Origin of the sequence: Hymenobacter sp. APR13, assembly GCF_000737515.1 — a bacterium.
Classification (GTDB): domain Bacteria; phylum Bacteroidota; class Bacteroidia; order Cytophagales; family Hymenobacteraceae; genus Hymenobacter.
Window position 1 is genome coordinate 98,670 of the sequence record NZ_CP006588.1, and the last position, 22,875, is coordinate 121,544.

A 22,875-nucleotide genomic window follows, 5' to 3' on the forward strand; every position below is an offset into this window, starting at 1 on the left:
GACTCGCATCCGGTCAGAGCGGCTAATGCTCCAAGGCCAAACAGGAAGAGTAAAATGTGTGGGCGGAGCCGTGAGAGCATACAGGGAGGAAAAGCCAAGCCTGGAGTGGTTTGGCCCGCAGTCTATAAATCGAATCTGAAGTAATTCTGACGTGCGGCCTCAGAACTGACGCTGGCTTAGCCCGCTGACACTTGAGTATCCGGAGTGGAAGCTGCCTTTTTGGGTGCGAAGTCCACCCGCAAGGTATGCAGGCTGGTAGTCGGCTCGAAGCGGTAGCGCACGGTAAAGCCATAGTACTGGCAGATTTGCTGCACAATCGACAAGCCCAGGCCCGGCGAATCGGAAGCAGCTTGGTGCTTGCGGAACCGCTCGAAAAAGCGGGCTGGGTCGCCGGTCACCGTTGGGCCCGTGTTGCTCACTTCCAGGTACGCTGGAGTCAGCGTCACATCAATAGTGCCCCCGCGGTGATTGTGCTTAATGGCGTTCTGCAGCAGATTGTGTACCAGCGAATCGGTCAGGCCGGCGTGCATCTGCAAGGCTGGCACGCCGCTGAGGTGGGTGCGTAGCGTCACGTGCCGTACATCGGCCAGCGACTCAAACTGAAGCACTTTTTCTTCCAGCAGCCGGTCCAGGCGTTGCGCAGAGGTGTCTGCGAACTGACGGTTCTCGATTTTACTGAGTAGCGTGAGGGCCTGGTGCAAGCGCGAGAGCCGCAGCGTGGCCCCGTACAGCTCCGACACCAGCGTAGCCAGCTCCGGGTTTACCAGTTCCGGCAGCTGCAGCATCTGCTCCAGCTTGGCTTGCATAATGGCCAGGGGGGTCTGGGTCTCGTGGGCGGCATTAGCCGTAAACTCCCGCACGGCCTCGTAGTCGGCTACCAGCCGCTGGCTCATCAGGGTCAGGGCCTGGTTTAGCTCGGCAAACTCATCGGTGTTGGTCGGCGGAAACGTCAGCACCTGGTCCTGCTGCACGCCGTAGCCGCGCAGCACCCGTAGCGTATTGCGGAACGGGCTCCACAGCCACTGCCCCAGCCAGCGGTTAATCAGAATAACGCCCAGCAGCAGTAGCCCCAGCACGCCCACCATCACGCCCAGTACCACGGCCAGTACGTCCTCGGTTTCCACCAGTGACTTGCGCAACGTTACCCAAACCAGCTCTTGCCGCACCCGTAACGGAAACGTAAGCTGGCGGTGCGGCACCATTTCCTGCTCCTGTGGGTCGAGCAGCAGCGTGTCGCTGTAGCCGATGCGCTGGGGTCGGTGGCTGACTGCCATCTGGTACTCAAAGGGGGAGGTGGGCAGGCCCACACCATTCTGCACCCGCTGCTCCAAATATACGCGGCGATTGAACAACTGCTCTTCCACCTCGTGCTGCAAGGCGCCGAATAGCCCGTAGTAGAGTACCGCACTGGCCACAATGAACAGCACCGTGGTCAGCAGCAAGTAGTAGCGGTTGGTTTTGGTGAGCAGCTTCACTCGGTGCTGAGTTTATAGCCCACGCCGTACATGGTACGGATGTAGTTGTCGGCCCCTTTTTCCTGGAGCTTCTTGCGCAGGTTTTTCAGGTGGGTATAAATAAAGTCAAACGAGTCAGCACTGTCCACGGCATCGCCGCATAGGTGCTCGGCAATGGATTCTTTGGTCAGCACCCGGTTAGGGTTGGCGAGCAGAAACAGCAACAGATCGTATTCCTTACGGGTGAGTACCAGCGGCTGGTCCCGCACAAACACCTCGGCTTGCTCGGGCCACACCAGCAGGTCGCGGAAAGCAATGTGGTGGCTGCCCTGGAACTGGCGCCGCCGGATAATGGCCCGGAGCCGCGCGTTCAGCTCAGCCAGGTGAAAGGGCTTGGTCAGGTAGTCATCGGCGCCCAGGTCCAGGCCCGTCAGCCGGTCATCAAGGGCATCACGGGCCGAAATAATCAGCACGCCGGCCCGGGAGCTGTCGGCCTTCAGTTCGCGAAGAATATTCAAGCCGTTGCCGTCGGGCAGGGTTAAGTCTAGCACCACACAATCGTACTGATATAGCTTGATTTTCTCCAGCGCCTGCTGGTAGTCCCCGGCGACCTCGCAGACGTATCCCGCCTGCCGCAGGTAGTCTACGAGCGTATTGCGCAGGTAGACCTCGTCTTCAATCAGCAGCAGTTTCATGGTAAATGGGCAAAAGCAGGTCTTCCCTGATGGGATAGTGAAGGCGAAATAAGTCCGTAAATCTGAAGGAAAGCTGAAGCGCCGGGCTGCCGGCGCGTTCAGGCGGGGGTAGTATTGGATCGCCTTACCTCCCAAAGAGACGGGCAACGTAAAATGCGGCCCCGGCCGCGGCGGCCCCGGTGCTGGCCATCTTGAGGGCCCCCCACACCGGCGGCTGGCCGGTGATGCGGCTCTTGAAGTAGCCGAAGATGAGCAGGCAAACCAGCGTAATAAGGGCCGACCAAAGCAGGCCCTGCCAGGGCGTGCTGGTGAGGAAATAGGCACTGAGCGGAATGAGGCCGCCCACGGCGTAGGCCCCGGCGATGGTCACGGCGCTTTTGGGAGCCTGGCGGGGATTGGGCGCTTCCAAGCCCAGTTCGTACTTCATCATGAACTTCACCCACTGTTCAGGGTCAGCTGTCAACTCCTGCATGGCCACTTCCTGGGTGGAGGGGCTCAGGCCCATTTCAGCCAGCAGCTCCTTAACTTCGCAGCGCTCCACCTCGGGCACTTCCCGTACTTCCTGGTGCTCGCGCCGCAGTTCGGCGGCTTAGTGCTCCACCTCGGTGCGGCCGGCCAGGTAGCCGCCCAGGCCCATGGCAATGGAGCCGGCCACCACTTCGGCCAGGCCCGCCGTGATGACGAGGCTGGACGAGGCCACGGCCCCGCTTAGGCCCGCCGCCAGGGCGAAGGGCACCGTCAGGCCATCCGACAGACCGATGACGATGTCCTGCAGCATGGCCGAGCTGGTCAGGTGCGTTTCGGTGTGGGCACGTATTTCAAGAAAGGCGCGGGAGTCGGGCTGCATGAGCAAAGAAATAGTCAGTTAAAGACTATGAAATAAAGTGCCGCTACCCCAGGCGTTTGCCAAATCAATTGCGCTGTCCCCGAAGTAGTCGGCTATTTCCCCCTAGTATGCTGCTGCCGCATTACCGGCTCCCGGCGTCTTTTACAAACACTTTAACTCCGGTGTATTCGGCAGAATTGTTCTTTGACGGCACGGGCACCACCACCAGCACGGGCTCGTTGCCGGTAAGGTTCGCCAGGCGCAGCAGGGGCCGATAATCATGGGTTTGTGCGTGCGCGGATTGAATCAGATAGCTGTACACTCTTCGGGTGCGCGCGCTGTAGCCGACCCGCAGCAGCAGTGTATCGCGGCGAAAGAGGCGGACGCTTTCGGAGGCGTCATGCGCGGCTACGCTGTCCCACTTGGGCCGGCCCAACTTGCTTTCCACGCGGTCAATATCCAAGCCCAGCAGGTCGGGGACGTTGAATACGGGCGCAGTCTCGGCTGCCTGTTTTACGCTGTCCGATTTGGAACCGCAGCTAGAGGTAAGCAAGCCGATGGTCAAACACAGAAGCAGCCGGTAGCAGGGATGCCTGCAAACGCGCAAGAATCTTATCATTGAATACTTAAGTTTGTTGACAGGTTGGCGTAGGCAGTGACTGATGACCCCTGCTGACCGCGACATTGTGGAAGAAGTTGATTTTCCGGCCGACTTAAGCGAGGTTGGCCGATTTATGCTTTATGCGACCGGGCTTGACTGGGCAGATAAGCTCATCAGGGGCACGCGCCACGGCCGGCAGGTGGTCGCGCCGCGCCCGAAACTTTTCGCCAAACTTTCGGGTCAACGAGACCGCTATCTGCCGGTAATCGTCGGCGGCGAGGTACACCAGCAGCGACTTGTCCATGGGTCGGGCGGCCACCGTGCGCACCGCGTCGGGGTCTACCGCCACCGAAGGCGAAAGGGCGCCATGTGGAGTCAGGCCGCTGCTGAGCAGCAACACCAGCCCGGCTCCGGCCCAAGCGACGCGCAACCTGATTGAGGGGTTTGGGTTCGTAGTGGGGCAGACGACAGTCATCGGAGCTAGGCGACGGCTGGTTCTGCCCGCGCTGGTTCCGCTCCGGCCTTGCGGCCGAAAGCCCAATACAGCGCGGGCATGCCCAGCAGGTTAAGCACCGTGGAGGTGATGACGCCCCCGAGAATAACCACCGACATGGGGTGCTCGATTTCAGAGCCCGGCTCGTTGCCGGCCAAGATGATGGGCAGCAGGGCCAGCACTGAGGTCAGGGCCGTCATGATAATGGGCGATATCCGCTCCAATGAGCCGCGGATAATCAGTTCCTTACCGAATGGCATGCCTTCCTCCACTTCCAGATGGCGGTAGTGGCTCACGAGCATGATGCTGTTGCGGGCCGCCACGCCCAGTACCGTAATAAACCCCACGATGGAGCCCAGCGAGAGCACCCCGCCGGTGAGAAACGCCGCCAGCAAACAGCCCGACACGGCGAAGAATAAGCTCAGAATCCCCAGTACGGCCAGGCGCACGGTGCCGAAGTCGGTGTAGAGTACCAGGAAGATACCGATGAGCGAGAGGCAGACCAGCAGGGCCATGCGGTTCTGCGAGGCCTGTCGCTCGGCGTACTCGCCCAGGATTTCGGGGTGGTAGCCGGCGCCGAAGGCCACGCCGTCCACCTGCGCCTGCACGTCGCGGGCCACCGAGCCCAGGTCGCGGCCCCGCACGTTGAGCGTTACGTCGATGCGGCGCGACGAGGCCTCGCGGGTAATTTCGTTGGGCGTGGGCACGATGCGCACGTCGGCCACCTCGCGTAGGGGCACGGCCCCGCCACCAGGCAGGCCGATGAGCAGCTCGCGCACGGCCCCGAAGTCGGCGCGCATGGCTGGCTGGCCCCACACGGCTACGTCGAAAATCTTTTGCTCCTGGTAGATTTCGCCCACCTTCCGGCCCTTCACCACGGTGCTGATGGCCTGCAGCACCGTGCCGGGATTCAGACCGAATCGGGCCGCGGCTTCGGGCTTCATCTTCACCTGAATCTGGGGCACGAGCGTCTGCTGCTGCACTTTGAGGTCCACCACGCCCTCTACGCCTTCGAGCTTGCTGCCCACTTCCTTGGCCTTGGTGTAAAGCTGGTCGAGGTCGGGGCCGAAGATGCGCACCACGATGGTGGCCGAGGTACCGGTCAGCACTTCCTTGATGCGCTCGCGCAGGTAGGTCAATAGGTCGCGGTACAGGCCGGGGTAGCCGTCGACCACCGTCTGGATTTTGGCCACGGTGGCCTCATAGTCCACCTTGGGGTCGACGGAAATCCACAATTCGGTAAAGTTGGGACCCACCACCTCGTCGGCTACTTCCGCCCGGCCGATGTGGGCCCCGAAGTTGCGCACGCCGGGAATGGCGCGCAGCTCCTTGCTGGCCCGCACCGTGATGCGCGACATGGCCTGCAGCGAGGTGCCGGGCTTCTCTACCCAGTGCATGAGAAAATCGTACTCCTTGAAGTTGGGCAGAAACTCCTGGCCGAAAAACGGCAGCGTGAGCATGGAGATAACCGCGGCTGCCGTCAGCGACCAGGCCACGCGCTTGGGCCGGGCCAGCAGGGTGGGCAAGATGCGGGCGTAGTGCCGTTTGAGCCAGGCCACCACCGGCGCATCTTTCGACTTTTTCTCCGCCGCCTTAGGCAGCAGAATCAGGGCCAGGGCCGGCGTCAGGGTCAGGGCCACAAACAGCGAGGCCAGAATGGCCAGCACGTAGGCAAAGGCCAGCGGCTGGAAAAACGCCCCCGACAAGCCCGGCAGCAGGAAAATGGGCAGCAGCACCAGCGCCACGATAACCGAGCCGTAAATCACGGCCGAGCGTACCTCCATGCTGGCCTCGTACACCACCGCAAAGGCCGTTTTAGGCGAGCCGGCCTCGTGATTCAGCCGCAGGCGGCGCATGATGTTTTCCACGTCGATAATGGCGTCGTCCACGACTTCGCCCAGGGCAATGATGAGGCCGGCCAGCACCATCGTGTCGATGGTTTTGCCGGAGTAGCGTAACGCTAACGCCGCCGCGATGAGCGAGGTGGGCAACGCCAGCGCACTGATGAGGGCCGTGCGCCACTCGTACAGAAAAAACAGCAGCACCAGCACCACCAGTACGCAGCCGATGAGCAGGGACTTGTTCAGGTTGCTGAGCGACATTTCAATAAAGGTCGCCGGCCGGAAGATGGTCGAGTCGATTTCCAGCCCCTTCAAACCGGGACGCATGGCATTTAGCGCGGCTTCCACCTGCTGGGTCACGGCCAGGGTGTTGGCTCCCGGCTGCTTTTCCACGATGAGCAGCAGGCCGGCCCCGTCGTTAATTACGGCGTCGCCGATGGGGGCGGGAAAGCCCTCGACCACCTGCGCCACTTCGCCCAGCTTCAGGCTCACGCCGTTGCGGAACGTGACGGGCATCTGGGCTAGGTCAGCAGCGGACTGGATGGCCGAGCTTTGCGACACGGCCAGGCGCTGGTTGGGCGAATCGATAAAACCGCCGCCGGCCAGCGCGGTAGCGTCGGCCGCCGCCTTTTCTACTTCGGCCAAGGTCAGACCCAGGGTGCGCAGCTGCTCGGGGTTCACCAGCACCTGCAACTGCCGGTCGCGCTGCCCCCAGATGGCTACGTTGGCCACGCCGGGCACGGCCATCAGGCGGGGGCGGATGCTCCAGCGGGCCAGCGTGGTCATCTCCACCTGGGTCAGACTATCTGACGACACCCCAATTTTCAGCACCCGGCTCGTCGAGGACAAGGGTGAAAGCATCACCGGAGGCCGGGCTACGCCGGGCAGGGTAGGGGCCACCCGTGCCAGCCGCTCCTGCACCGCCTGCCGGGCGTTGTTGATGTCGGTGCCTTGAGGGAAGTACAGCACCACCGACGAGAGGCCCAGCACCGATTTGGAGCGGATTTTCTTGACCTCGGGCGTGCCGTTCAGGGCGTTTTCCAGCGGCACGCTCACCAGGGCTTCCACCTCGGCGGTGCTCAGGCCGGGGGCTTCGGTCTGCACTTCCACGTAAGGCGGCGCAAACTCCGGAAACACATCCAACGGGGTGTTACGCACCACCTGCAGCCCTGCTGCCAGCAATACGCCAAACAGGATGACTACCACCAGCCGTAGTCGCAGCGCCGATTCTATTATCCACTTCATCGCTTAGTGGCTGCCGCCAAATTCGGTTCCGAATAACTCCGCCGCACCGTCGGTCACGACTTCGGCGCCGGCTTTCACGCCCCGCGAGATGACCACCTGGTCCCCCACTGCCCGTTGCACCTCCACTCGCTGGCGGACGTACTGCAAGGGCTTGGTGCGCACGTACACCCACTGCCCGCCCGAGGCGTCGTAGAGTAGTGCGGCCGTAGGCACAGTCAGCGCCGCCGTACTGGTAGCCGCACCCGTCATACCATTTGTGGCGCCGCTGGCCGCGTTGCCCAGCGTCACGTCCACGGCCACCCGCTCGCCGGGGCGAAAGGCCTCGTCGGTGTTGTCAATCTCGTAGAACACATCGGCCGTGGCCGTGCCCGCCGTGCCCCCAATGGTGGGCGCTTCCACCGGCCGCGCTTGCCGGGCCGCGCCGCCGTTCAGGGGCCGCACGGTCACTGCCTGGTCCTTGCCCAGGCGGCGCAAGTCGCCCACGAACAGCGGTACCCGCACCCACACCTTGTTCAAGGAGGCCAGTTCCAGCAGCACGGTGTTGGCCGTCACCAGCGAACCCGGCGCGACCGTGACGCGCTGCACTACCCCGCTCAACGGTGCTTTGATGGGCAGGCTCTGCCCGCCGCCGGTGTTGCCGTTCAGAGCACCCTGTCGGGCCCGGGCATCGGCCAGGGCCCGCTGGGCCAGGGCCACGTCGGCGCGGGCATCATCGCGGGCGCGCACGCTGCCCGCGCGGTCAGCCAGCAGGGCCTCGGCCCGTTGCAGGCGCGCCTGGGCTACCTGCAGCTGGGTGCGGGCCTGGGTGGTGCCTTGGTCCAGCGTGAGCAGGTCGCGCTCGGCGGGCAGTGCCACCAGTTGGTACAGGGTTTGCCCCTGTCGCACGCGCTGGCCGGCCGTGAGGCTGGCCCCGCCACGCAGCGTGCCCTGCACCGGGGCCACGATGGTCACAGCCTGGCCCGGTACGGCCTGGATTTCGCCGCCCACCTCGCGGGTGGCCTGCACGTTGTCGGTCTTGACCGCCACGGTTTTAATGCCCAGCCGCTTTTCCGCGTCGGCGGTAATGGTCACCGTGGTCAGGTCTGACTCCTTGACCGGGTTTGCAACCTCGGAAGGGCTGACGGCTTTGGGCTTTTCAGCTTTGCCGCAGGCAACTGCGCCACAGAGCAGGCCACTCAGTGCCAGGCAGCGGGACGCTGCCAGCAGGGAGAATGTAAACTTGGGGAAGTACATACAGAGAAGAAATCGAAGAATTAGAAGCGGCCGCCCACAGCGTAGCGCAGCCGGGCCAGGGCGCGGCGCTGGTCCGCGCGGGCGTCGGCGGCACGCTGCTGGGCATCGAGCAACTGGCGGGTGGTTTCGGCCACCTGCACGTAAGGGAAGTCGCCGTTGATAAAGGCATTGGTGGAGCGGCGCAGCGCGTCCTGGAGGCTGGGCAGGTAGCTCCGCTCCCACAGGGCGACGCTCTGGGTGGCCTGCTCGTACTGGGCGTAGGCCTCGCGCACGTCCAGGTTCACGGTCTGGCGCAGGGTCAGGTACTGCCAGGAGGCTTGTTCCAGCTCGGCTTTCACCCGCGAAATGCGGCCCTGGTTGCGGTTGAAGAGGGGCAGGCCGATGGTTGCGCCCGGCCCCAGGTGCACCGGGTTGGGGTTGTTGAAGCGGGCGTCCAGCGAAACGATGAACGAAAACACCCGACTCCGTTCCCACCGCAGCCGCTGGCCAATGCCCTCGATGCCCACCCGCGCTGCCCACAAGTCGGGCCGGGCAGCGTAGGCCGAATCGAGCAGCGTCGGCAAGGGCGGCACCAGAGTCGCCGAGACGGGAGCGGCGGTGAACCGCAGGGAATCGGCATTCACGGAGTCCAGGCCCAGCGTAGCCAGCAGGCGCAGGCGGGCCACCCGGTTGTCGCGGCGGGCCCGGTAGTAGTCGTCGACGGCGCGCAGGGAATCGGCGCTGGGCGCCACGGTTTCCAGCTCGCTGGCCTCGCCTGCGCGGTAGCGGGCCCGCACGATGCGCGCTACTTCGGCCCGCATCACAATGGCCTCACGGGCGATGCGCAGCCGCTCATCGGCCAGCGTGATATCCGTGTAGCTTACCTGGGCGTCGCGGCTAACCAGCAGGCCGCGACTGACGAGGCTTTCGGCTACGCGCTGGGTTTCCAGCTGAGCGGCCCCCACGCGCGACGGCCGCTGCCAGAGCAGGTCAGAGGCTAGGCTCAGCGCCATGGAGAACGGGGCGGTACCGTGGGCCGTCACCAGGCTCAGCACGGGATTGGGAAGCAAACCAGCGTCTTGTAAATCGGCCTGGGCCAGCGCCAGCGTGCTCAGGTCGGCCTGGAAAGCGGGGTTGCGGGTCAGGGCCAGGCGGATGGCCTCGTCTTCGCTCAGGCCGTCCTGCAGAGTAGGCAGCGCCGGGGCCAGGGCGCTGGCGCTGCGGGCCGTGCCCAGCTCGTAGCCGCCGCGGGCTTGCAGGCGCCGGGCCACATGGTCGCGGGTGTACGCTGACTTGGTGCTGACGCAGCCGGCCAGCAGCAGCGGCAAAGCCAGTAGCCAAACGCCGCGGCGGTGGAGGGGAAAGACCAGAAGATTTGAAAGTCGATTCGGAAGGAAAAAAGTCACGGCAACTAACTATGAGTGCAACAAAGCGAAGAGCGCATGGCTACCGCATGTGAGGTTGTAAAACAGGATTGTTTTATCAGCTGTCCGCCAGCACTCTGCTTTAAAAGCATCTTGCTGTCATATGAATGGTACTTTAGGTATTTATGAAGAATGCGTGAAGCAGCACTACGCACAAGGTTAGGCACCGTTTCTGAAGCAATTCTGAATAAACCCTATTAAGCCAGAAACTAACGGTCCCGTAGTGAAAAAGCCCGTTAGCCAGCTTCCCGACTGGTTAACGGGCTTAGAATATCTTGTCAGCGCTAAACTGAGTTGTATACTAAGGGCGTGTAAAGGCGACTTGGCCGACTACTTCGGCCCTCACTCCCGAATTACCTTAGCAGGGTGGACCGGTTGAAAAGCAGGTATACACTCGTCACCCAGCCAACGGACGCAATCCAGCCCGCTAGCACATCGGAAGGATAGTGTACGCCCAGGTACATGCGCGAAATGCCCACCCCCAGCACAAACAGTGCCCCCGGCAGCCACAGCAGCCAGCGCCGGGGCGAGTGGGCCAGTATCAGCCCCAACGCCAGCACCACCGCCGCCGACCCCATGGCGTGGCCGCTGGGAAAGCTAGGCGTCGTTTCCGGAGCCAGAGATACCCAGAGTGCCGGTCGGACCCGGCCTAACAGCGCCTTCGCCAGCAGGTTGATAACCATAGCGCCTCCAACTGCCCACGAGAAAAACCAGGCTTGGTGGTAAGAGCGGCGCCAGAACAGGAAACCCGCAATGAGCAGGGTCACAACGGCCATTACCTGGGGTCCGCCGACCCGGGTCAGCAGCAGGTTGAGGGCGTCCAGCGGGGGCGTAGCATGGGCATGCAGCCACCGCAGAAAGGCCTGGTCGCCAGGGAAGCCTTCCCCCTCCCGGATTTCTGAGGCGGCCTTCAGAAACGCGCTCCAAGGCAGGATAATGCCTAGTAGCAGGAGTACTACCACCTGGCGCCGCTGCCGGAGCAAGTGGCGCAGGAGGTGAGTCAGATCAGAGAGATCCATAGTGAACAGTCTTGTAAAACCTCTTTCCGTACCAACTCACAGGGGAGCCGGCAAAAGCAAGACTAGTATCGGATTCTGAGTAAAAACTGAGGCCTAGCCACCAAGGAGCCTGCTGCAGCTTGTCCAGGTGCGTCTGGAAGTTGGCCGGACCCCGCCGCTCCAGCCGGATAGCGGCGGTCAGGCAGGCGTCAGTTTTGCTTCAGAATCAGCGGGCACCTTTGCCGTCGCACTCTATCTTATCGAGCTTGTAGCAGCGTCTGCTCACTAGTTGCCCGGATAAGGTGCCAGATGCCGCTTTCTGTGTCAGTGGCTGGATCATAAATACTTCACCTGGCTTCAGCCAACACGCCAGCTATTTCATACCGATGGCCAAGACTCCGCCTTTTTTCCAGCATAACCAGCACGCAACTGGGTTACGGTCCGCAGCTCCGGGGCCAGTACGCTACCCCTACCACGACAACGACGGGTGTCCCGTTGGTCAGCAGGTGAAGGCTGGAGGTGAGTGGCAATACTACGAGCCCACCCGAATCGAGGAAACTCGGGCACGCTGCCCCCACTGCGTGTCCCTGGACGCTGCTTATACTCGGGAAACGTAAGCCGCAAGACTCTGCTAGCTGCTGTTCTCAGCACGAACCTAATGGGTGCGGATTAGATAGATACGCACGAAGGAAAGCTCAACCACAGCCGCTCCAGAGTAAGCTTTAAAACTCAGATTTCCGCCAGAATCCGCCGTTAGGTTTGCGCGATTTCAGAACTCTTTTCCTCGCTGATGCGGGCCATGGTTACACACTAGCTACCAACATATGCGTATTGCATCGTCTTGCCGCGCCGTTTTCGCGGCGATAGTTCTGAGCCTGTCCATGCCGGCCTACGCCCAGATTCCCCAGAATCCGCCCACGCCGGCCGCGGACTCACTGCACAAATTCGAGGTGCCCGCGGCGGCGGCACCACCAGCTTCCAAACCCTGGTACAAGGGCAAACTGGTGAAGGCCAGCATTGTGCCCGCGCTGCTTATCGGCTACGGGGCCTATACCTTCAACGGGGGAGGCTTTTACACTAATCAGCAAGCCAACCGCGACATTCACAAGCTGTTTCCCACCTACCGTACGCGGCTGGACGACATCTTGATTTTTGCCCCCTATGCCGAGCTGGGATTGGTAGCCCTCTCGGGAGTAGAGTCACGCGACGACCGGCTGAACACCCTGCTGGTTATCGGCAAGTCGGAGTTATTCATGCTGGCATCCGTATTCGCGGTCAAAAACCTAACTCGGGAAACCCGCCCCGACGGTTCTGATAACCTTTCCTTCCCGTCAGGGCATACGGCCCAGGCGTTCTTGGCCGCTAGCATCGTGCACACGGAGTTCCGCGACAAAAGCCAGTGGTATGGCATTGGTGCTTATACTATCGCTACCAGCGTAGCGGCCCTGCGCATGATCAACAACAAGCACTGGCAGAGCGACGTGGTGGCGGGCGCGGGCTTCGGTATTCTCTCCGCACACCTGGGCTATCTTACCCACCGCAACCGCTGGGGCCGGCAGCCGCGCCTGGTAGGCCTGAACGTGGCTCCGGCCTATTTTGGCGGTGGCACATCCGGCCTGACGCTGAGCTGGCGCGCTCATTAACTGGCTGGCCTCATGCAGACCGCGCTGAAGAAAATCCCGGAAGTCACCCTACTCTTCTGGGTGATGAAGATCTGTGCCACCACCTTGGGCGAAACGGCCGGGGACCTGCTGGCGCAAACCCTGAACGTGGGTTACGGGGTTAGCTCCCTATTGCTGCTGGGCGTGTTCCTGGTCGTCCTGGCTGCCCAGCTAGTTGTCAGTCGGTACATCCCCGCGCTGTATTGGGCCGTGATTCTGGCCACCAGCACGGCGGGCACCACCATGTCAGACTACATGGACCGGACCATGGGTTTAGGCTACGCTACTGGTTCAGCGTTGCTGGTAACGCTGCTGGCCGTAATACTGGGGCTATGGCGGCTTAACGAAAAACCCTCTCGGTCAGTACGATTACCACTCGCCGGGGGGAGCGGTTTTACTGGACTGCCATTCTATTTTTCAACACGCTGGGCACGGCCTTGGGCCACTATATGGCCGACTACTCCGGCTTAGGGATCGCCGGAGGGGCGCTGCTTATTGGATCCCTGCTAGCCCTGGTCGTGCTGGCGTACTACTTCACCCACCTGTCGCACGTGCTCCTGTTTTGGGTGGCGTTCGTGCTCACCCGCCCGTTCGGAACTACGTTCGGCGACTTGTTAACCAAACCCTTGGCTAAACATGGCCTTGGCTTCGGCACGCAGGGATCCTCGCTGACTCTATTTGCGTTACTGGTTATTCTAGTCGCCTACACCACCTGGCGTCCCCATCGCGCTGACCTGGCAAATCCACGTCCGTTATACCCGAAGGGTAGATATTTCGCGGCAAGCGCACTAGATGCTTTGTAGCCGGATGGTGCGATAGGAGGGTAGTAGAGTATCCGCGGCTCAGCAGTTTTTCCTGCGCAGCAGTTGGTATTATGAATTAATGACTTAGAAGGTTTGTGAATTAGTATTTTTTCGATTTCCATGGAATTACACTAAGTTAGTTCCCACCAGCTAGGGCCTCAGGTCCGGGGGGAGTGAGGATTTTTAGCCCTCCTGATAGAGTAGCATACCCTCTGCTACTTTGGCCGCCCCGTGCGGCTGAATGCCCTTACATATACATACCCTACTTACGCCAGTGAAAAATACCCCGCTCAACCTATGTACCACGCGCCCCCATGGCGGTGAATACGGCCTGTACGTTGCGCTACGAGAACGGGCCGACAATGTCATGAATGCGGAAACCGAGTCAATTTACGGCCACAAACCCGCTCGGTACCTGCTGCAGGAAATAGCGGCCGGCCACAAAGCGTACTCGGAGTTGCTGATCAGTGAAGGCACCGCCATTGGGAGAAGGGAAACCAAAGAAATCCTGCAGGAACTGGCCCTACTGCACACCCACTTCTGGCAGCCAGGCAGAGTTTTGCGGGTCCGCTTTCTGGGTGGGGAGGCGCATGTGCACCGTCAAATTGAGACAATCGCCAAAACGTGGGAAACCCATGCCAACATCACGTTTGACTTTATTACGCAGGGGGAGGCGGAAGTAAGAATTAGCTTTACCCGTAGCGGCTCTTGGTCCTTGGTAGGCACGGATGCGCTGACGGAACGCGATCAGAATAAAGCCACGATGAATTTTGATCTCTCGGATGAAACGACCAGTCCGGACGCTTTCCCGGCTACGATACTGCACGAATTTGGCCATTGCCTGGGGTGCGTGCACGAGCATCAGAGTCCGGCAGCTGCTATCCAGTGGAACAAGCCCCTGATCTACAGCCGCCTGTTTCAAGCCTACGGGTGGGATCGGCAGAAAGTGGACACCAATTTCTTTGAACAAGCGGAAAAAGAGCTTATCACGAATTCCGGGTATGATCCGCTTTCGATTATGCACTATAGTTTCCCCCCAGATTTCACCGTCCCCCACACGCATAGGCCGCCTAATACCCAGCTTTCTGCCCAGGACATTGCGTTCATTGGTCGGTGTTATCCTTTTCCTGCGTCGAGCAGCGCATCCACGCTACTGAAGGGGTAGGGGCTGCACGTTAGCTCTTCTGGCCAATTTGACGCGCTACCTCGTTCTTATTACGGGTGCATCAAGCTTAACTGCGTCGGCCAGCCGCAGCAGACTGGGTGACACTACTAAAAGCAGGGGCAGGGCCAGCAGTAGCCCCCAATAACGGCAATGGCCAGGGTCAGTAAGGCAGAAATAGCGGCCAGCGCGGTCATCAGCTTAGGCCGCAGGCGGGCGACAATAGCGTAGCCGATGGCCTGGTCCACGGGGTTACCCTCGGCGCGGTTGTCAGAAAATGGCTGCAGCGTGAAGATTGCATTCTCCCCGATGATGTCCACCACCATAATCAGGCCGGTGCACGAGCTTACATGGAGGGGAGTGGGGGTGAAGTGCTGCGCCAGGCTGCCGCCGGCCGGCCCAGAACGGCCACCAGCAAAAGCAGTCCCGCGGCCTTCACGTCCCTAAATAGAAACAGCCCCACGGCAAATACGAGCAGGCACGCCGTAATCAGGATGGTGAGTAGCTCTTGAAACGACTGCTGCTGCTCGGCGTAGGATCCCCCGTACTACTTGAAGTAGCTGCCCGGCGGCAGGGGCACCAACTGGGCCAGTCACTGCTGGATGTCGCGCATGACTCCGCCTGGGTCGCGGTCGTCGAGGCGGGCGGTGACGCTCATCATAGCTTGCAGGTTTTCCGCACCAGCTCCGCGTCGGCAGCGCTGATGCGGACCGCCACCAGTATACACACGCGGCAGCAAAGCGAGCAATGGGGTGAGTGGATAGGCAAAAGCACGGGAATTGAGTGAGGCAGCAAAACAAGCACTCAAATCTGCAGGAAAATTGCAGCACCTTGTACGTATTACGCCAGCTTGCTCTGCATGTATTGCCTAGTAAGGAGGCGTCGGCCCCAAAACCAAAAAAGCGAACCGGTAGTAGTTCGCTTTTTTGAAAACATCATGCAGAGCACCAGAGTAGAGCCGACGCAGGCAGGCCAAACTCGCGCAAAGCTCTGCTCTAACTGGTATTGACCAACCAGTCAAAGTCCAGTACCGGCTAGGACCGGAGTGTGCGTCACTACGCAAGCTTGCCAGCCCGCGATGCAAGTGTAGGTGTGAGGTTACCCGTAAGGACAAGTCCAAGGCTTAGCGGGAAAGATTCGACTCCTACAAAGTAGGTGTCGAATCTTTTCTTCTGAACTACTGCCTTAACTGCTTGCCTTTTGCGACGTTAGGCAATTCGGTCAGAGATTTTGGGTGCCGGTTCCTGCATATCCAGTTATGCTCTCGATGGGTAAGGGAACCGCATTGCCATTAACCAGCACGTAGTAATTTTTTTCCGAGATGTACACCACCTCGACAGGTGCCTGCAGCACAGCTGGGGAGGTAATAGCCCCACTTTTTACCAGCTTGTCAAGCGCTTCTGCCTGCAGGTAAAAGCGGGTGAAGTAGGGCCGCCCACCGCCCAACTGCAACGGCATCCAGCGATAGAAGAGCACTCCGTATAACACGCACGCTACCAGGAGAAAAGTAATGCCTGCTATAGCAGTCCACACTGCTCGCTGGAGCGAAGGTTTTTCCCTAATCCGGCGCATCTGCCGAACTATTACTTGGCAGACCACTCCACTGGAGATGAAGTACAGGATGAGTAAGCTCATGCCATATACGCCTACCCATATTATTACAACAGCCAGTAGTAGGTAGAACCACGGCAGTCCATGCTTTTTGCCCCAGTTAGGGGTATCCGCAGCCGGTTTAAGCGCCGCAAATAAGCATATACTGGCTGCAACAAATGCGCCGGCTATGATCACTACTTTCATGGGCGTAACCGATTCAGCCGTTGCCGAGAAGCTCCCCGTTATGGTGAACGCAACGCATCCATACCCAAGAGCTCCCAGCACGGCAAACGCGGCATCCACGATAGGTATAGGTACCTGCTCTTGTTCGTGCGTGCTATAGTAGGCTATTAGTACGGGAGGTAGCGTAAAGCCTAAGAAGCTGATGCCCGCTTTGATATAGTTAAAGCTCAACCAACTTGCTTCTGTCAGATTGTGAGTCGCTAGGTACATATTCACAATCAGGTAACCGGCCGCGTAGAGGGCGAACAATCCCATGGTTACAAGTGATTCGGACGACACTTCAGATACTTTCATGTAGGGTAAGTAAAATAGAAAGTTAAACTACCACGTGTGTCAGAGGCTTATCAGCCTTCTTTGCCCACTCTCAGTGATCTTATACCGGGCCTAACGTACCTATACGAGCTGAATACAATGCTATTGCGGCGTGATAGTTTTACTAATAGCACACGTTTCCGCGCTCCGGGCAACTAGTCAGGTGCTGTAGTTGCTCAGTTTGCTGTCCGGCAGGAAGTAAAGGTTATTAAACGGCTGGCCGATCGTTTCTTCTTATCCGATAAGCGTGTATATTCCAACACGTAGATACCTGTTGTACCCATAACCACTACCAATTACCATGGCTATCAAACCCGGCCCTAAGCCTAAGAAAGAAGATGGTACTCCGGACAGAAGAAGACGGGTCACGGAAGAAAACAGACCGAAACACCCCGATCTGAAACCGCATAAGCATAAGAAAGGCGACTAGTCGGCCTTCCTGCGACTTACAGTAAGTCGCCTTGACGAGGTCTCAACGCCCCACAACAGTATGCGCCACGGCAAAGCCCCTCGCTCGCTATCCTCAGGAAGTGACGCGAGGGGCTTTGCACAGGGTTCGCTATGACCGTGCTGGCCGTGTAGTGCTTACTCCCCGGGTTACACGCGTAAGCTATTTGCGCCTCTTGGTAGACAATAGCTAATCTGCCTACCCGGTTCAGTGCGAAAGAGCAGACGCGGACGCCGGCTCTCCGGCTTGCTTATCGTCCTTTTTGCTCAGATAGACCAGCAGCCCCACGGCTGCGAGAGCGCCTAGTTTGCAAGCCGTTGGATGTTTCTGATAGAACTTCACTCCTTTTTTGGCTTTACCGAGCAGAACCTCGCTTTTTTCAATACCCTTCAGGGCTAAGTCAGAAAAGGATTCCTTGGCTTTTTTACGAGCCCGCTTGTACCGCGTGACGGATTGATTCATAGAATGGGGTAGTGTAGTTAGAAGTGGCCTTGATTAAAAGTTTAGTCCCAAAATTACGGCTTCCTAAAACAACGCCGCTTTCGCCGCAAACCCACTTTGTTTGAAGGCTTATCTGTTTTTGAAATAGGTGGTTGCCCGGGTAAAATCCTGGGCTATGTCCAAAATTTGATTGATTTCCGTAGGCAACTGGTCCACATCGACGCGGAGCGAAATCAACTTAGCAAACGCGACTTTATCGAAAGTGGCCTGCTTTTTCTGAAACATTATGCGCTTCACGTTGGAGAGGAAGTCTTTCGTGGTATCGAAGTCAGATACCAAAATTTCTTCACCATCGGGATACAATTCATTGAGCGTTTGCACGGCATAGGGTAATTCGAACAAGTCCTCGAAGGTGCCCTGTTCGATGAATACCATCCGGTACTTGTGCTTGTTATCTTTCACGATACGCTCGATGTTGTCCCGCTCCTTTTTGGCATCCGAATCCAGCAGGCAAATCATCTTGCGGTTTGGGTATTTGGCCCGGAACGTGAGGAAATCGGCGGCAAGCTTCTCCTTGGACTTGGAGTTGTACACTTGAATGCCGCGCTGTGACAAGATGAAGTGTTTGCGGAAGGCAAGAATGGGAATCGCGATTTCCTCGCTCTCGCCTTCCACTAAAATCAAGCATTCTGGATTGTCGATGCGGTTTAACTCGGGGAGAAACTGATTCAGGTGCTTGGCCAAGTTTTGTGTATAGTTATCCCGAAACTCCTGCAAGTGCAAGAGTCCAATAGCAATGCCCAGCTTCTTGTTATCAACCAAGTATTTGTACTGCAGTACTTCCTCTGGTACTTCAATGGTCGTTTTGTCCCCGCAGCACGGGCAAATGACATCGTCCCTAAAGTGCGCTTTATTGGCTGCCGCCAAGCGCCGAATAGCGGCAAAGTCCTCTTTGAAAGAAGTAAGTTCGGGCTCCTGCTCAAACCCGGTGAGGCCGTAGCGTTTGAATAATTCGTGGTCAACCGGAAAATACGAGTTTCGCAGGGCCTCCGGCATTCCAAATGAGGGTGCTTGAACTTTCTCAACGGCCGAAAAGGCAATGGCAAGACGTTCGAACTGATGGCGCAACGCGGCATTGTAGCGGTTCTGGAAAAGAGCCAACTCCGTCAGCGGCGGGAAGTTCATGAGCCGAAACAGCAGCAGCAACTCTTCCCGGCGCGTGCGAGGCAGTAGGGAAGGTGGCAATAGATTGGCCAAGCCGTTGCCGAAGCCCAGGCGGGTAAGGCCTGTTTTCTCCGCAACATCCTGAAAATCAAACTCCAGTTGCTCGTCTGTGATCTGCGTCAGCGTTTGTAGATCGTCCAACTCGCGAGTGGTGGCCAGCTCCGCCGTGAGTTCACAGAGCAGCATGGTGTAGGGTGTAACCTCCATCTGCCAGGTATGCTCGTAAGGAAAAAGAGGCAAGAATTCCTCATATAGCAGTTCCAGAGTTGCCTTCCACAGTGCTTGGTATAAGAAAAACTTATCGGTGATGAGTAGAACTTCATCAGCCTTAGGCGGCTCAACTATAAGTAGGCGCAGCAAGCTGTTGATACTGTCGTCAACCTCAAAGTGCAGCACGCGGTTGCATGCGCCCTTGATAACGCCTAAATAGGCTTCTTTCACAACTGGTTTGAAATCCATCGGTTCTTATCGTTGATTGCCTCATGGCCGCCACTGGGAGCTGGTCAGGAAGGGTACCTACGGCGTTTTTAACGATTAGATAGACTTCGGGTCTAGTCAGCGCGTGGTCACCCAAAGCAAGTACAGGTAAAAATTCTACCAACGGGAAATTCCATTCTATTTTCCCGCCGGGCGGGCCGTAGCACTGCCGCCGGTTGGCCCCCCCGTGTGGTGGGGCGGCTGGACCTGATGCGCAACCGACTTGCCTTATCCGATGCTGGCTGGCGGGGGCCTTATTGTTCGGGGCCCTGGCGCTGCTGCTCGAGCTGCCATGCGGGCGAAGAAGCAGTTTGTGCGCGAGCAGCAGAGCTGGGTGGGCTACGTCAACCAAACGCGCTTCTCCCGGCGCTGGGGCAGCTGGGATGACCTGCATATGCGGCAGCACGACCACTTCGTGATCTGCTGATGGCTCAGGTTGCGCATCAGGCGCAGGTTTTTTAGGCGAAAATGCAAGCTCATGGGCGAAGGTTTTTACAAAGCTGTGGGGCGGCAAGGAGGAAAGCCAGCAGGTTCCACCTTTTCACCACGGAGGTAGCGTGAGTGCTACACCACAGGCTACCCAAGGCGTTTGCAGACAACAGATGTCGTATGAGTAACGGTAGAAGCCGAGTGAGTCGCCCGTATGGATATTCAGGCAAAAGCCCCCTATCCTGGAGAATGTTAGGCAGATTGAGTAGCAGGAGTTATAGGGTCAGCAAACCAGCGCAAATAGGAATTAGAAGGCTAGCCAAAAGGGCATTGTTACGTTAGATATTATTTATTGAATATAATGACATATAAAATATCACTATTCAGCGATGTATAACATCTGGGTTGCAAAATGCTGGCTACATGTGCAATGTATTGCAATAGAGCAGTTTAATGATAGTGCACAGAACGTAGGGTACTGTGTACTATTGAGCTGTTATTGGAATAGTCAAACTTTATTGCAACTAAATTTATTATCACATTTTCAAGATTTTTATGTATATTTTTAGGTGTACTAAATTTCATACGCACCCATGATCCTCAACTACCTCCAGCCCAAGCTTGCACACGACGTTGAGCAACATCCCACGATCACAGATTGGCTCAGTAACAGAGTTACAACAGGACTCAAAGTGAGTAGCGCAGAAACATATGCCTATTCCGTGATGAGCTTCCTCAGATTCTGTCAAGCAAAAAAGCTCAATCACGTTCGCGTAAAAGATTCACATGTCCTACGGTATTTGGCGTATCTCCAAAAACGTCCTTTCGAGCATGACACCTCTCTTATTTTAAAAAACGCATATGCTACTGCGACGCAACGTAAACACTTAACATCTTTGCGATTATATTATGGGTATTTAGCAGAGCAAAAAATTCGACCTATATCTCCCCTGATTAGTGTAAAAAATACAGGCAAAGCTAAAAAAGGACAACCTCAATACCGTATTTTACCTGTCGGTCGTAAATTAAAATGGATACCGAACGAAGAACAATGGCATGCTTTTCTAAATTATATGAAAGCAGAGTCTTTGCGCAATCAATTAATGCTGTTATTAAGTTATGAAGGCGCACTACGTAAAAATGAATTGTGCACATTGGAAGTAAGCGATATCTCAGGTTTAATTATTACAATACGCGCTGAGAATAATAAAACAAATTGCGATCAACGCGTTACATTTTCGCCTCGAACCCGGCGCTTACTGGATCTATATCTAAAGACCCGGCCTACTCCCGTAGGAGAAGGCAACGCAGCGCTCTTCTTATCAGAATCTAAACAGAATCGGGGACAGGGCATTACGGGCGCTACCTGGCGAAAAGTGATTGATCGAATTGCGGAACAGACTAACCTTCCTCAGTTCACGCCACATACATTACGCCATCTGAGCATTACTCATTTTGCCGAGCAGGGGTATAGCGCACAGGAAGTATCTGATTTCGCGCGTCATCAAAGTATCGCGAGTACAGCCGTGTACCGCCATACAACGCCCCGGCAACTGGTGACGAAAGCCGCGCACACGTTCCGGAATGTTCGGTCTTCCCAACAGCGCTAGCCCATCAGGTACATGGCACCAGACTTTTTATGGTCGGCTTACATGGCCACATTCGACCGCACACCCGGCTTAACACAAGAGGAGAAGAGCGCGCTTGCCAATTGGATTACTCAAATTCTGAGGTGGTCTAGCTAAGCCGAACACAATTGGGACGTTGTTTGAAGTTGGGTTTCGAAGTGGTTGGGCGAGTGATAGCCGAGAGCAGAATGTCGGCGTTCGGCGTTGTAATAGGCAATATGGTGGCTGATTTCGAGCTTGGCTTCGGCCAGGCCGGGGAAGCTGCCGCCGTCGAGCAGTTCAGCCTTGAAGCGGCTCCAAAACGATTCGGCGTGGGCGTTGTCGTAGCAGTTGCCGCGCCGGCTCATGCTTTGCAGTGCGCCGTGTTGGGCGACCAGGGCTTTGAAGCGGGTAGCCGTGTACTGGCTGCCCTGGTCGGAGTGCACGACCAGTCCAGCCGCGGGCCGGCGCACGACCAGGGCCCGGCGCAAGGCCTCGCTGACCAAGTCCTCGGGCATGGTATCGCGCACGTCCCAGCCCACGATTTTGCGCGAGCAGCGGTCGAGCCAGATGGCTAAGTACAGCCAGCCGCCGCCCTGGCGGGGCAAGTACGTGATGTCGCCCACCCAGACCCGGTTCGGGGCGGTGGGGGCCGGTTGGCCGAGTAAGCGGTTGGGGGCGGCGCGCACGGCCGGGTCGGAATCGGTGGTGCGGGGCACGAACGAGCGGGGCTGCTGGGCGCGCAAGCCGTGCGCTTTGAGCACGCGCCGAATGCGCCAACGGCCCACGCCATGGCCTTCGGCCTGCACCTCGGCCCGCAGCCGGCGCGTACCGTAGCGCTGGCTGTGGCGTACAAATGCTTGGCGTACGGCTACTTGCCAGGCCGGCTCGGGTACAGGTTGGCCCTGCTGCCGGTGCCAGGCGTAGTATGCGCTGGGCGCGATGTGCAACACGCGGCAGAGCTGGCGTACGGGCACCCGCACCTGGCACTGGGCGATGTATCGGTACGTACTCACGGGGTCGGCTGGCCGAAGATGACCAAGGCTTTTTTTAAAATATCCAGCTCCTGCGCCAGCCGCTTGTTGGCGGCGCGCAGAGCACGCACCTCCGGGTCACGGGCCACTTCGACGCTGCCGACCTCGGCCACCACTTGGGCCTGCTGCCAGCGGTAGAGCAGCTTGGGGCTGATGCCCAACTCGCGGGCTGCGGCTTGCGTACTGCGGCTCTCGGACGCCAAGCGCAGGGCCTCGACCTTGAACGCCTCGTCGTATTTACGCCGTTTGTCGGGCGACGACCCGCTGGTTTTTGCTGCCATAACAGAAGAAATATACGTCCTTCTTCTGTCCGCCTTCTCTAGACCACCTCATTCCTTCCCCTCCAAAACCAGCCATCCCGTATTATCGGCTACAGCAACAGTAAGCTGCAGTTACTGCACCGCTTGGTAGATCCTGTGCAAGAGGTCGATCACTTATTGTAAACTATCATGATACGAATCAGAAACTACTGTACAGCTGCTGCGCGCTGTTGCTCAAAGAAACTGCATGTGCGTCAGACAGCGATGTGGGCGTGGGACAAGGCGACGTGGGTAGAAATTGTTGGCTACAATACGCAGCACTTCCAAGACCGGCATCACGCGTTTTTTGGCTGACTGGTTGAATGTGACAATCAACCTACGCCCTTGCATCA

Annotated in this window: 18 protein-coding genes and 2 pseudogenes; 5 read left to right on the forward strand and 15 right to left on the reverse strand. The window is 58.3% G+C overall.

Annotation, left to right across the window (positions count from 1 at the left end; all coding sequences use genetic code 11):
* Positions 1-176 precede the first annotated feature (176 nt).
* The 9 genes and pseudogenes from N008_RS20935 to N008_RS20975 all read right to left on the reverse strand — a co-directional run bounded on the left by N008_RS20935 (position 177) and on the right by N008_RS20975 (position 10,810).
* Entirely contained in the window at positions 177-1,475 is a 1,299-nt protein-coding gene (locus tag N008_RS20935; RefSeq protein ID WP_044019280.1) for a sensor histidine kinase, read from the reverse strand.
* The gene (locus N008_RS20940; protein ID WP_044019281.1) at positions 1,472-2,149 is read right to left on the reverse strand and encodes a response regulator transcription factor; all 678 of its coding nucleotides are present in this window, start codon (positions 2,147-2,149) and stop codon (positions 1,472-1,474) included. Before N008_RS20940 ends, N008_RS20935 begins: the two co-directional genes overlap by 4 nt.
* 124 nt (positions 2,150-2,273) lie before the next feature.
* Positions 2,274-2,996 (reverse strand): annotated as a pseudogene (locus tag N008_RS20945) (VIT1/CCC1 transporter family protein).
* A gap of 121 nt (positions 2,997-3,117) precedes the next feature.
* Positions 3,118-3,540, reverse strand: coding sequence for a hypothetical protein (locus N008_RS20950; protein ID WP_044019282.1), 423 nt, complete (start codon positions 3,538-3,540; stop codon positions 3,118-3,120).
* 148 nt (positions 3,541-3,688) lie between these two features.
* Positions 3,689-3,880, reverse strand: a complete 192-nt coding sequence (locus N008_RS23955; RefSeq protein WP_156109491.1) for a hypothetical protein — start codon at positions 3,878-3,880, stop codon at positions 3,689-3,691.
* A gap of 176 nt (positions 3,881-4,056) precedes the next feature.
* A complete protein-coding gene (locus tag N008_RS20960) occupies positions 4,057-7,155 on the reverse strand; it encodes an efflux RND transporter permease subunit (RefSeq protein WP_044019285.1) in 3,099 nt (1,032 codons plus the stop codon).
* A 3-nt stretch (positions 7,156-7,158) separates the two neighbouring features.
* Positions 7,159-8,388 (reverse strand): efflux RND transporter periplasmic adaptor subunit, encoded by a 1,230-nt coding sequence (locus tag N008_RS20965; RefSeq protein ID WP_044019286.1) that lies wholly within the window; start codon positions 8,386-8,388, stop codon positions 7,159-7,161.
* A 20-nt stretch (positions 8,389-8,408) separates the two neighbouring features.
* The gene (locus N008_RS20970; RefSeq protein ID WP_052381933.1) at positions 8,409-9,695 is read right to left on the reverse strand and encodes a TolC family protein; all 1,287 of its coding nucleotides are present in this window, start codon (positions 9,693-9,695) and stop codon (positions 8,409-8,411) included.
* Positions 9,696-10,144: 449 nt separating this feature from the next.
* On the reverse strand, positions 10,145-10,810 hold the full coding sequence (locus tag N008_RS20975; protein ID WP_044019288.1) for a phosphatase PAP2 family protein: 666 nt from the start codon (positions 10,808-10,810) through the stop codon (positions 10,145-10,147).
* Positions 10,811-11,613: 803 nt separating this feature from the next.
* Between N008_RS20975 and N008_RS20980 the strand changes: the two genes are divergently transcribed.
* The 3 genes and pseudogenes from N008_RS20980 to N008_RS22100 all read left to right on the forward strand — a co-directional run bounded on the left by N008_RS20980 (position 11,614) and on the right by N008_RS22100 (position 14,418).
* Positions 11,614-12,432, forward strand: coding sequence for a phosphatase PAP2 family protein (locus tag N008_RS20980; RefSeq protein WP_081910978.1), 819 nt, complete (start codon positions 11,614-11,616; stop codon positions 12,430-12,432).
* Positions 12,433-12,456: 24 nt separating this feature from the next.
* Positions 12,457-13,253, forward strand: a pseudogene (locus tag N008_RS23675) (hypothetical protein).
* Positions 13,254-13,527: 274 nt separating this feature from the next.
* Complete coding sequence (locus N008_RS22100; protein WP_156109492.1) at positions 13,528-14,418, forward strand: hypothetical protein; 891 nt, start codon at positions 13,528-13,530, stop codon at positions 14,416-14,418.
* Between the two features lie 107 nt (positions 14,419-14,525).
* On the opposite strand, the gene N008_RS23960 is transcribed toward N008_RS22100, so the two are convergent.
* From N008_RS23960 to N008_RS23965, 4 genes are all read right to left on the reverse strand, one after another.
* Positions 14,526-14,798, reverse strand: coding sequence for an efflux RND transporter permease subunit (locus tag N008_RS23960; protein WP_231569839.1), 273 nt, complete (start codon positions 14,796-14,798; stop codon positions 14,526-14,528).
* A gap of 838 nt (positions 14,799-15,636) precedes the next feature.
* On the reverse strand, positions 15,637-16,545 hold the full coding sequence (locus tag N008_RS21005; RefSeq protein WP_044019291.1) for a hypothetical protein: 909 nt from the start codon (positions 16,543-16,545) through the stop codon (positions 15,637-15,639).
* Between the two features lie 673 nt (positions 16,546-17,218).
* Positions 17,219-17,473, reverse strand: a complete 255-nt coding sequence (locus N008_RS21010; RefSeq protein ID WP_044019292.1) for a hypothetical protein — start codon at positions 17,471-17,473, stop codon at positions 17,219-17,221.
* Positions 17,474-17,581: 108 nt separating this feature from the next.
* Entirely contained in the window at positions 17,582-19,117 is a 1,536-nt protein-coding gene (locus tag N008_RS23965; RefSeq protein WP_052381936.1) for a hypothetical protein, read from the reverse strand.
* Positions 19,118-19,445: 328 nt separating this feature from the next.
* Here N008_RS23965 and N008_RS24110 point away from each other — a divergent pair, with 328 nt between their 5' ends.
* Positions 19,446-19,580: a hypothetical protein gene (locus tag N008_RS24110; protein WP_257883443.1), complete on the forward strand. Its 135-nt coding sequence runs from the start codon at positions 19,446-19,448 to the stop codon at positions 19,578-19,580.
* A 595-nt stretch (positions 19,581-20,175) separates the two neighbouring features.
* Positions 20,176-21,192, forward strand: coding sequence for a tyrosine-type recombinase/integrase (locus N008_RS22585; RefSeq protein ID WP_071884657.1), 1,017 nt, complete (start codon positions 20,176-20,178; stop codon positions 21,190-21,192).
* Between the two features lie 131 nt (positions 21,193-21,323).
* Here the strand turns inward: N008_RS22585 and N008_RS21020 are convergent, their stop codons facing one another.
* The gene (locus N008_RS21020) at positions 21,324-22,205 is read right to left on the reverse strand and encodes an IS3 family transposase (RefSeq protein WP_081910647.1); all 882 of its coding nucleotides are present in this window, start codon (positions 22,203-22,205) and stop codon (positions 21,324-21,326) included.
* A complete protein-coding gene (locus N008_RS21025; protein WP_044014656.1) occupies positions 22,202-22,504 on the reverse strand; it encodes a transposase in 303 nt (100 codons plus the stop codon). Before N008_RS21025 ends, N008_RS21020 begins: the two co-directional genes overlap by 4 nt.
* Between the last annotated feature and the right edge of the window lie 371 nt (positions 22,505-22,875).

Coding starts and splice junctions, on each gene's coding strand:
- N008_RS21005 (WP_044019291.1), bottom strand. CDS start 16,545: ATGAAAGTATCTGAAGTGTCGTCCGAATCACTTGTAACCATGGGATTG.
- N008_RS23955 (WP_156109491.1), bottom strand. CDS start 3,880: ATGGACAAGTCGCTGCTGGTGTACCTCGCCGCCGACGATTACCGGCAG.
- N008_RS22585 (WP_071884657.1), top strand. CDS start 20,176: ATGATCCTCAACTACCTCCAGCCCAAGCTTGCACACGACGTTGAGCAA.
- N008_RS24110 (WP_257883443.1), top strand. CDS start 19,446: ATGCGGGCGAAGAAGCAGTTTGTGCGCGAGCAGCAGAGCTGGGTGGGC.
- N008_RS20980 (WP_081910978.1), top strand. CDS start 11,614: ATGCGTATTGCATCGTCTTGCCGCGCCGTTTTCGCGGCGATAGTTCTG.
- N008_RS20975 (WP_044019288.1), bottom strand. CDS start 10,810: ATGGATCTCTCTGATCTGACTCACCTCCTGCGCCACTTGCTCCGGCAG.
- N008_RS20965 (WP_044019286.1), bottom strand. CDS start 8,388: ATGTACTTCCCCAAGTTTACATTCTCCCTGCTGGCAGCGTCCCGCTGC.
- N008_RS20940 (WP_044019281.1), bottom strand. CDS start 2,149: ATGAAACTGCTGCTGATTGAAGACGAGGTCTACCTGCGCAATACGCTC.
- N008_RS20960 (WP_044019285.1), bottom strand. CDS start 7,155: ATGAAGTGGATAATAGAATCGGCGCTGCGACTACGGCTGGTGGTAGTC.
- N008_RS21010 (WP_044019292.1), bottom strand. CDS start 17,473: ATGAATCAATCCGTCACGCGGTACAAGCGGGCTCGTAAAAAAGCCAAG.
- N008_RS21025 (WP_044014656.1), bottom strand. CDS start 22,504: ATGGCAGCAAAAACCAGCGGGTCGTCGCCCGACAAACGGCGTAAATAC.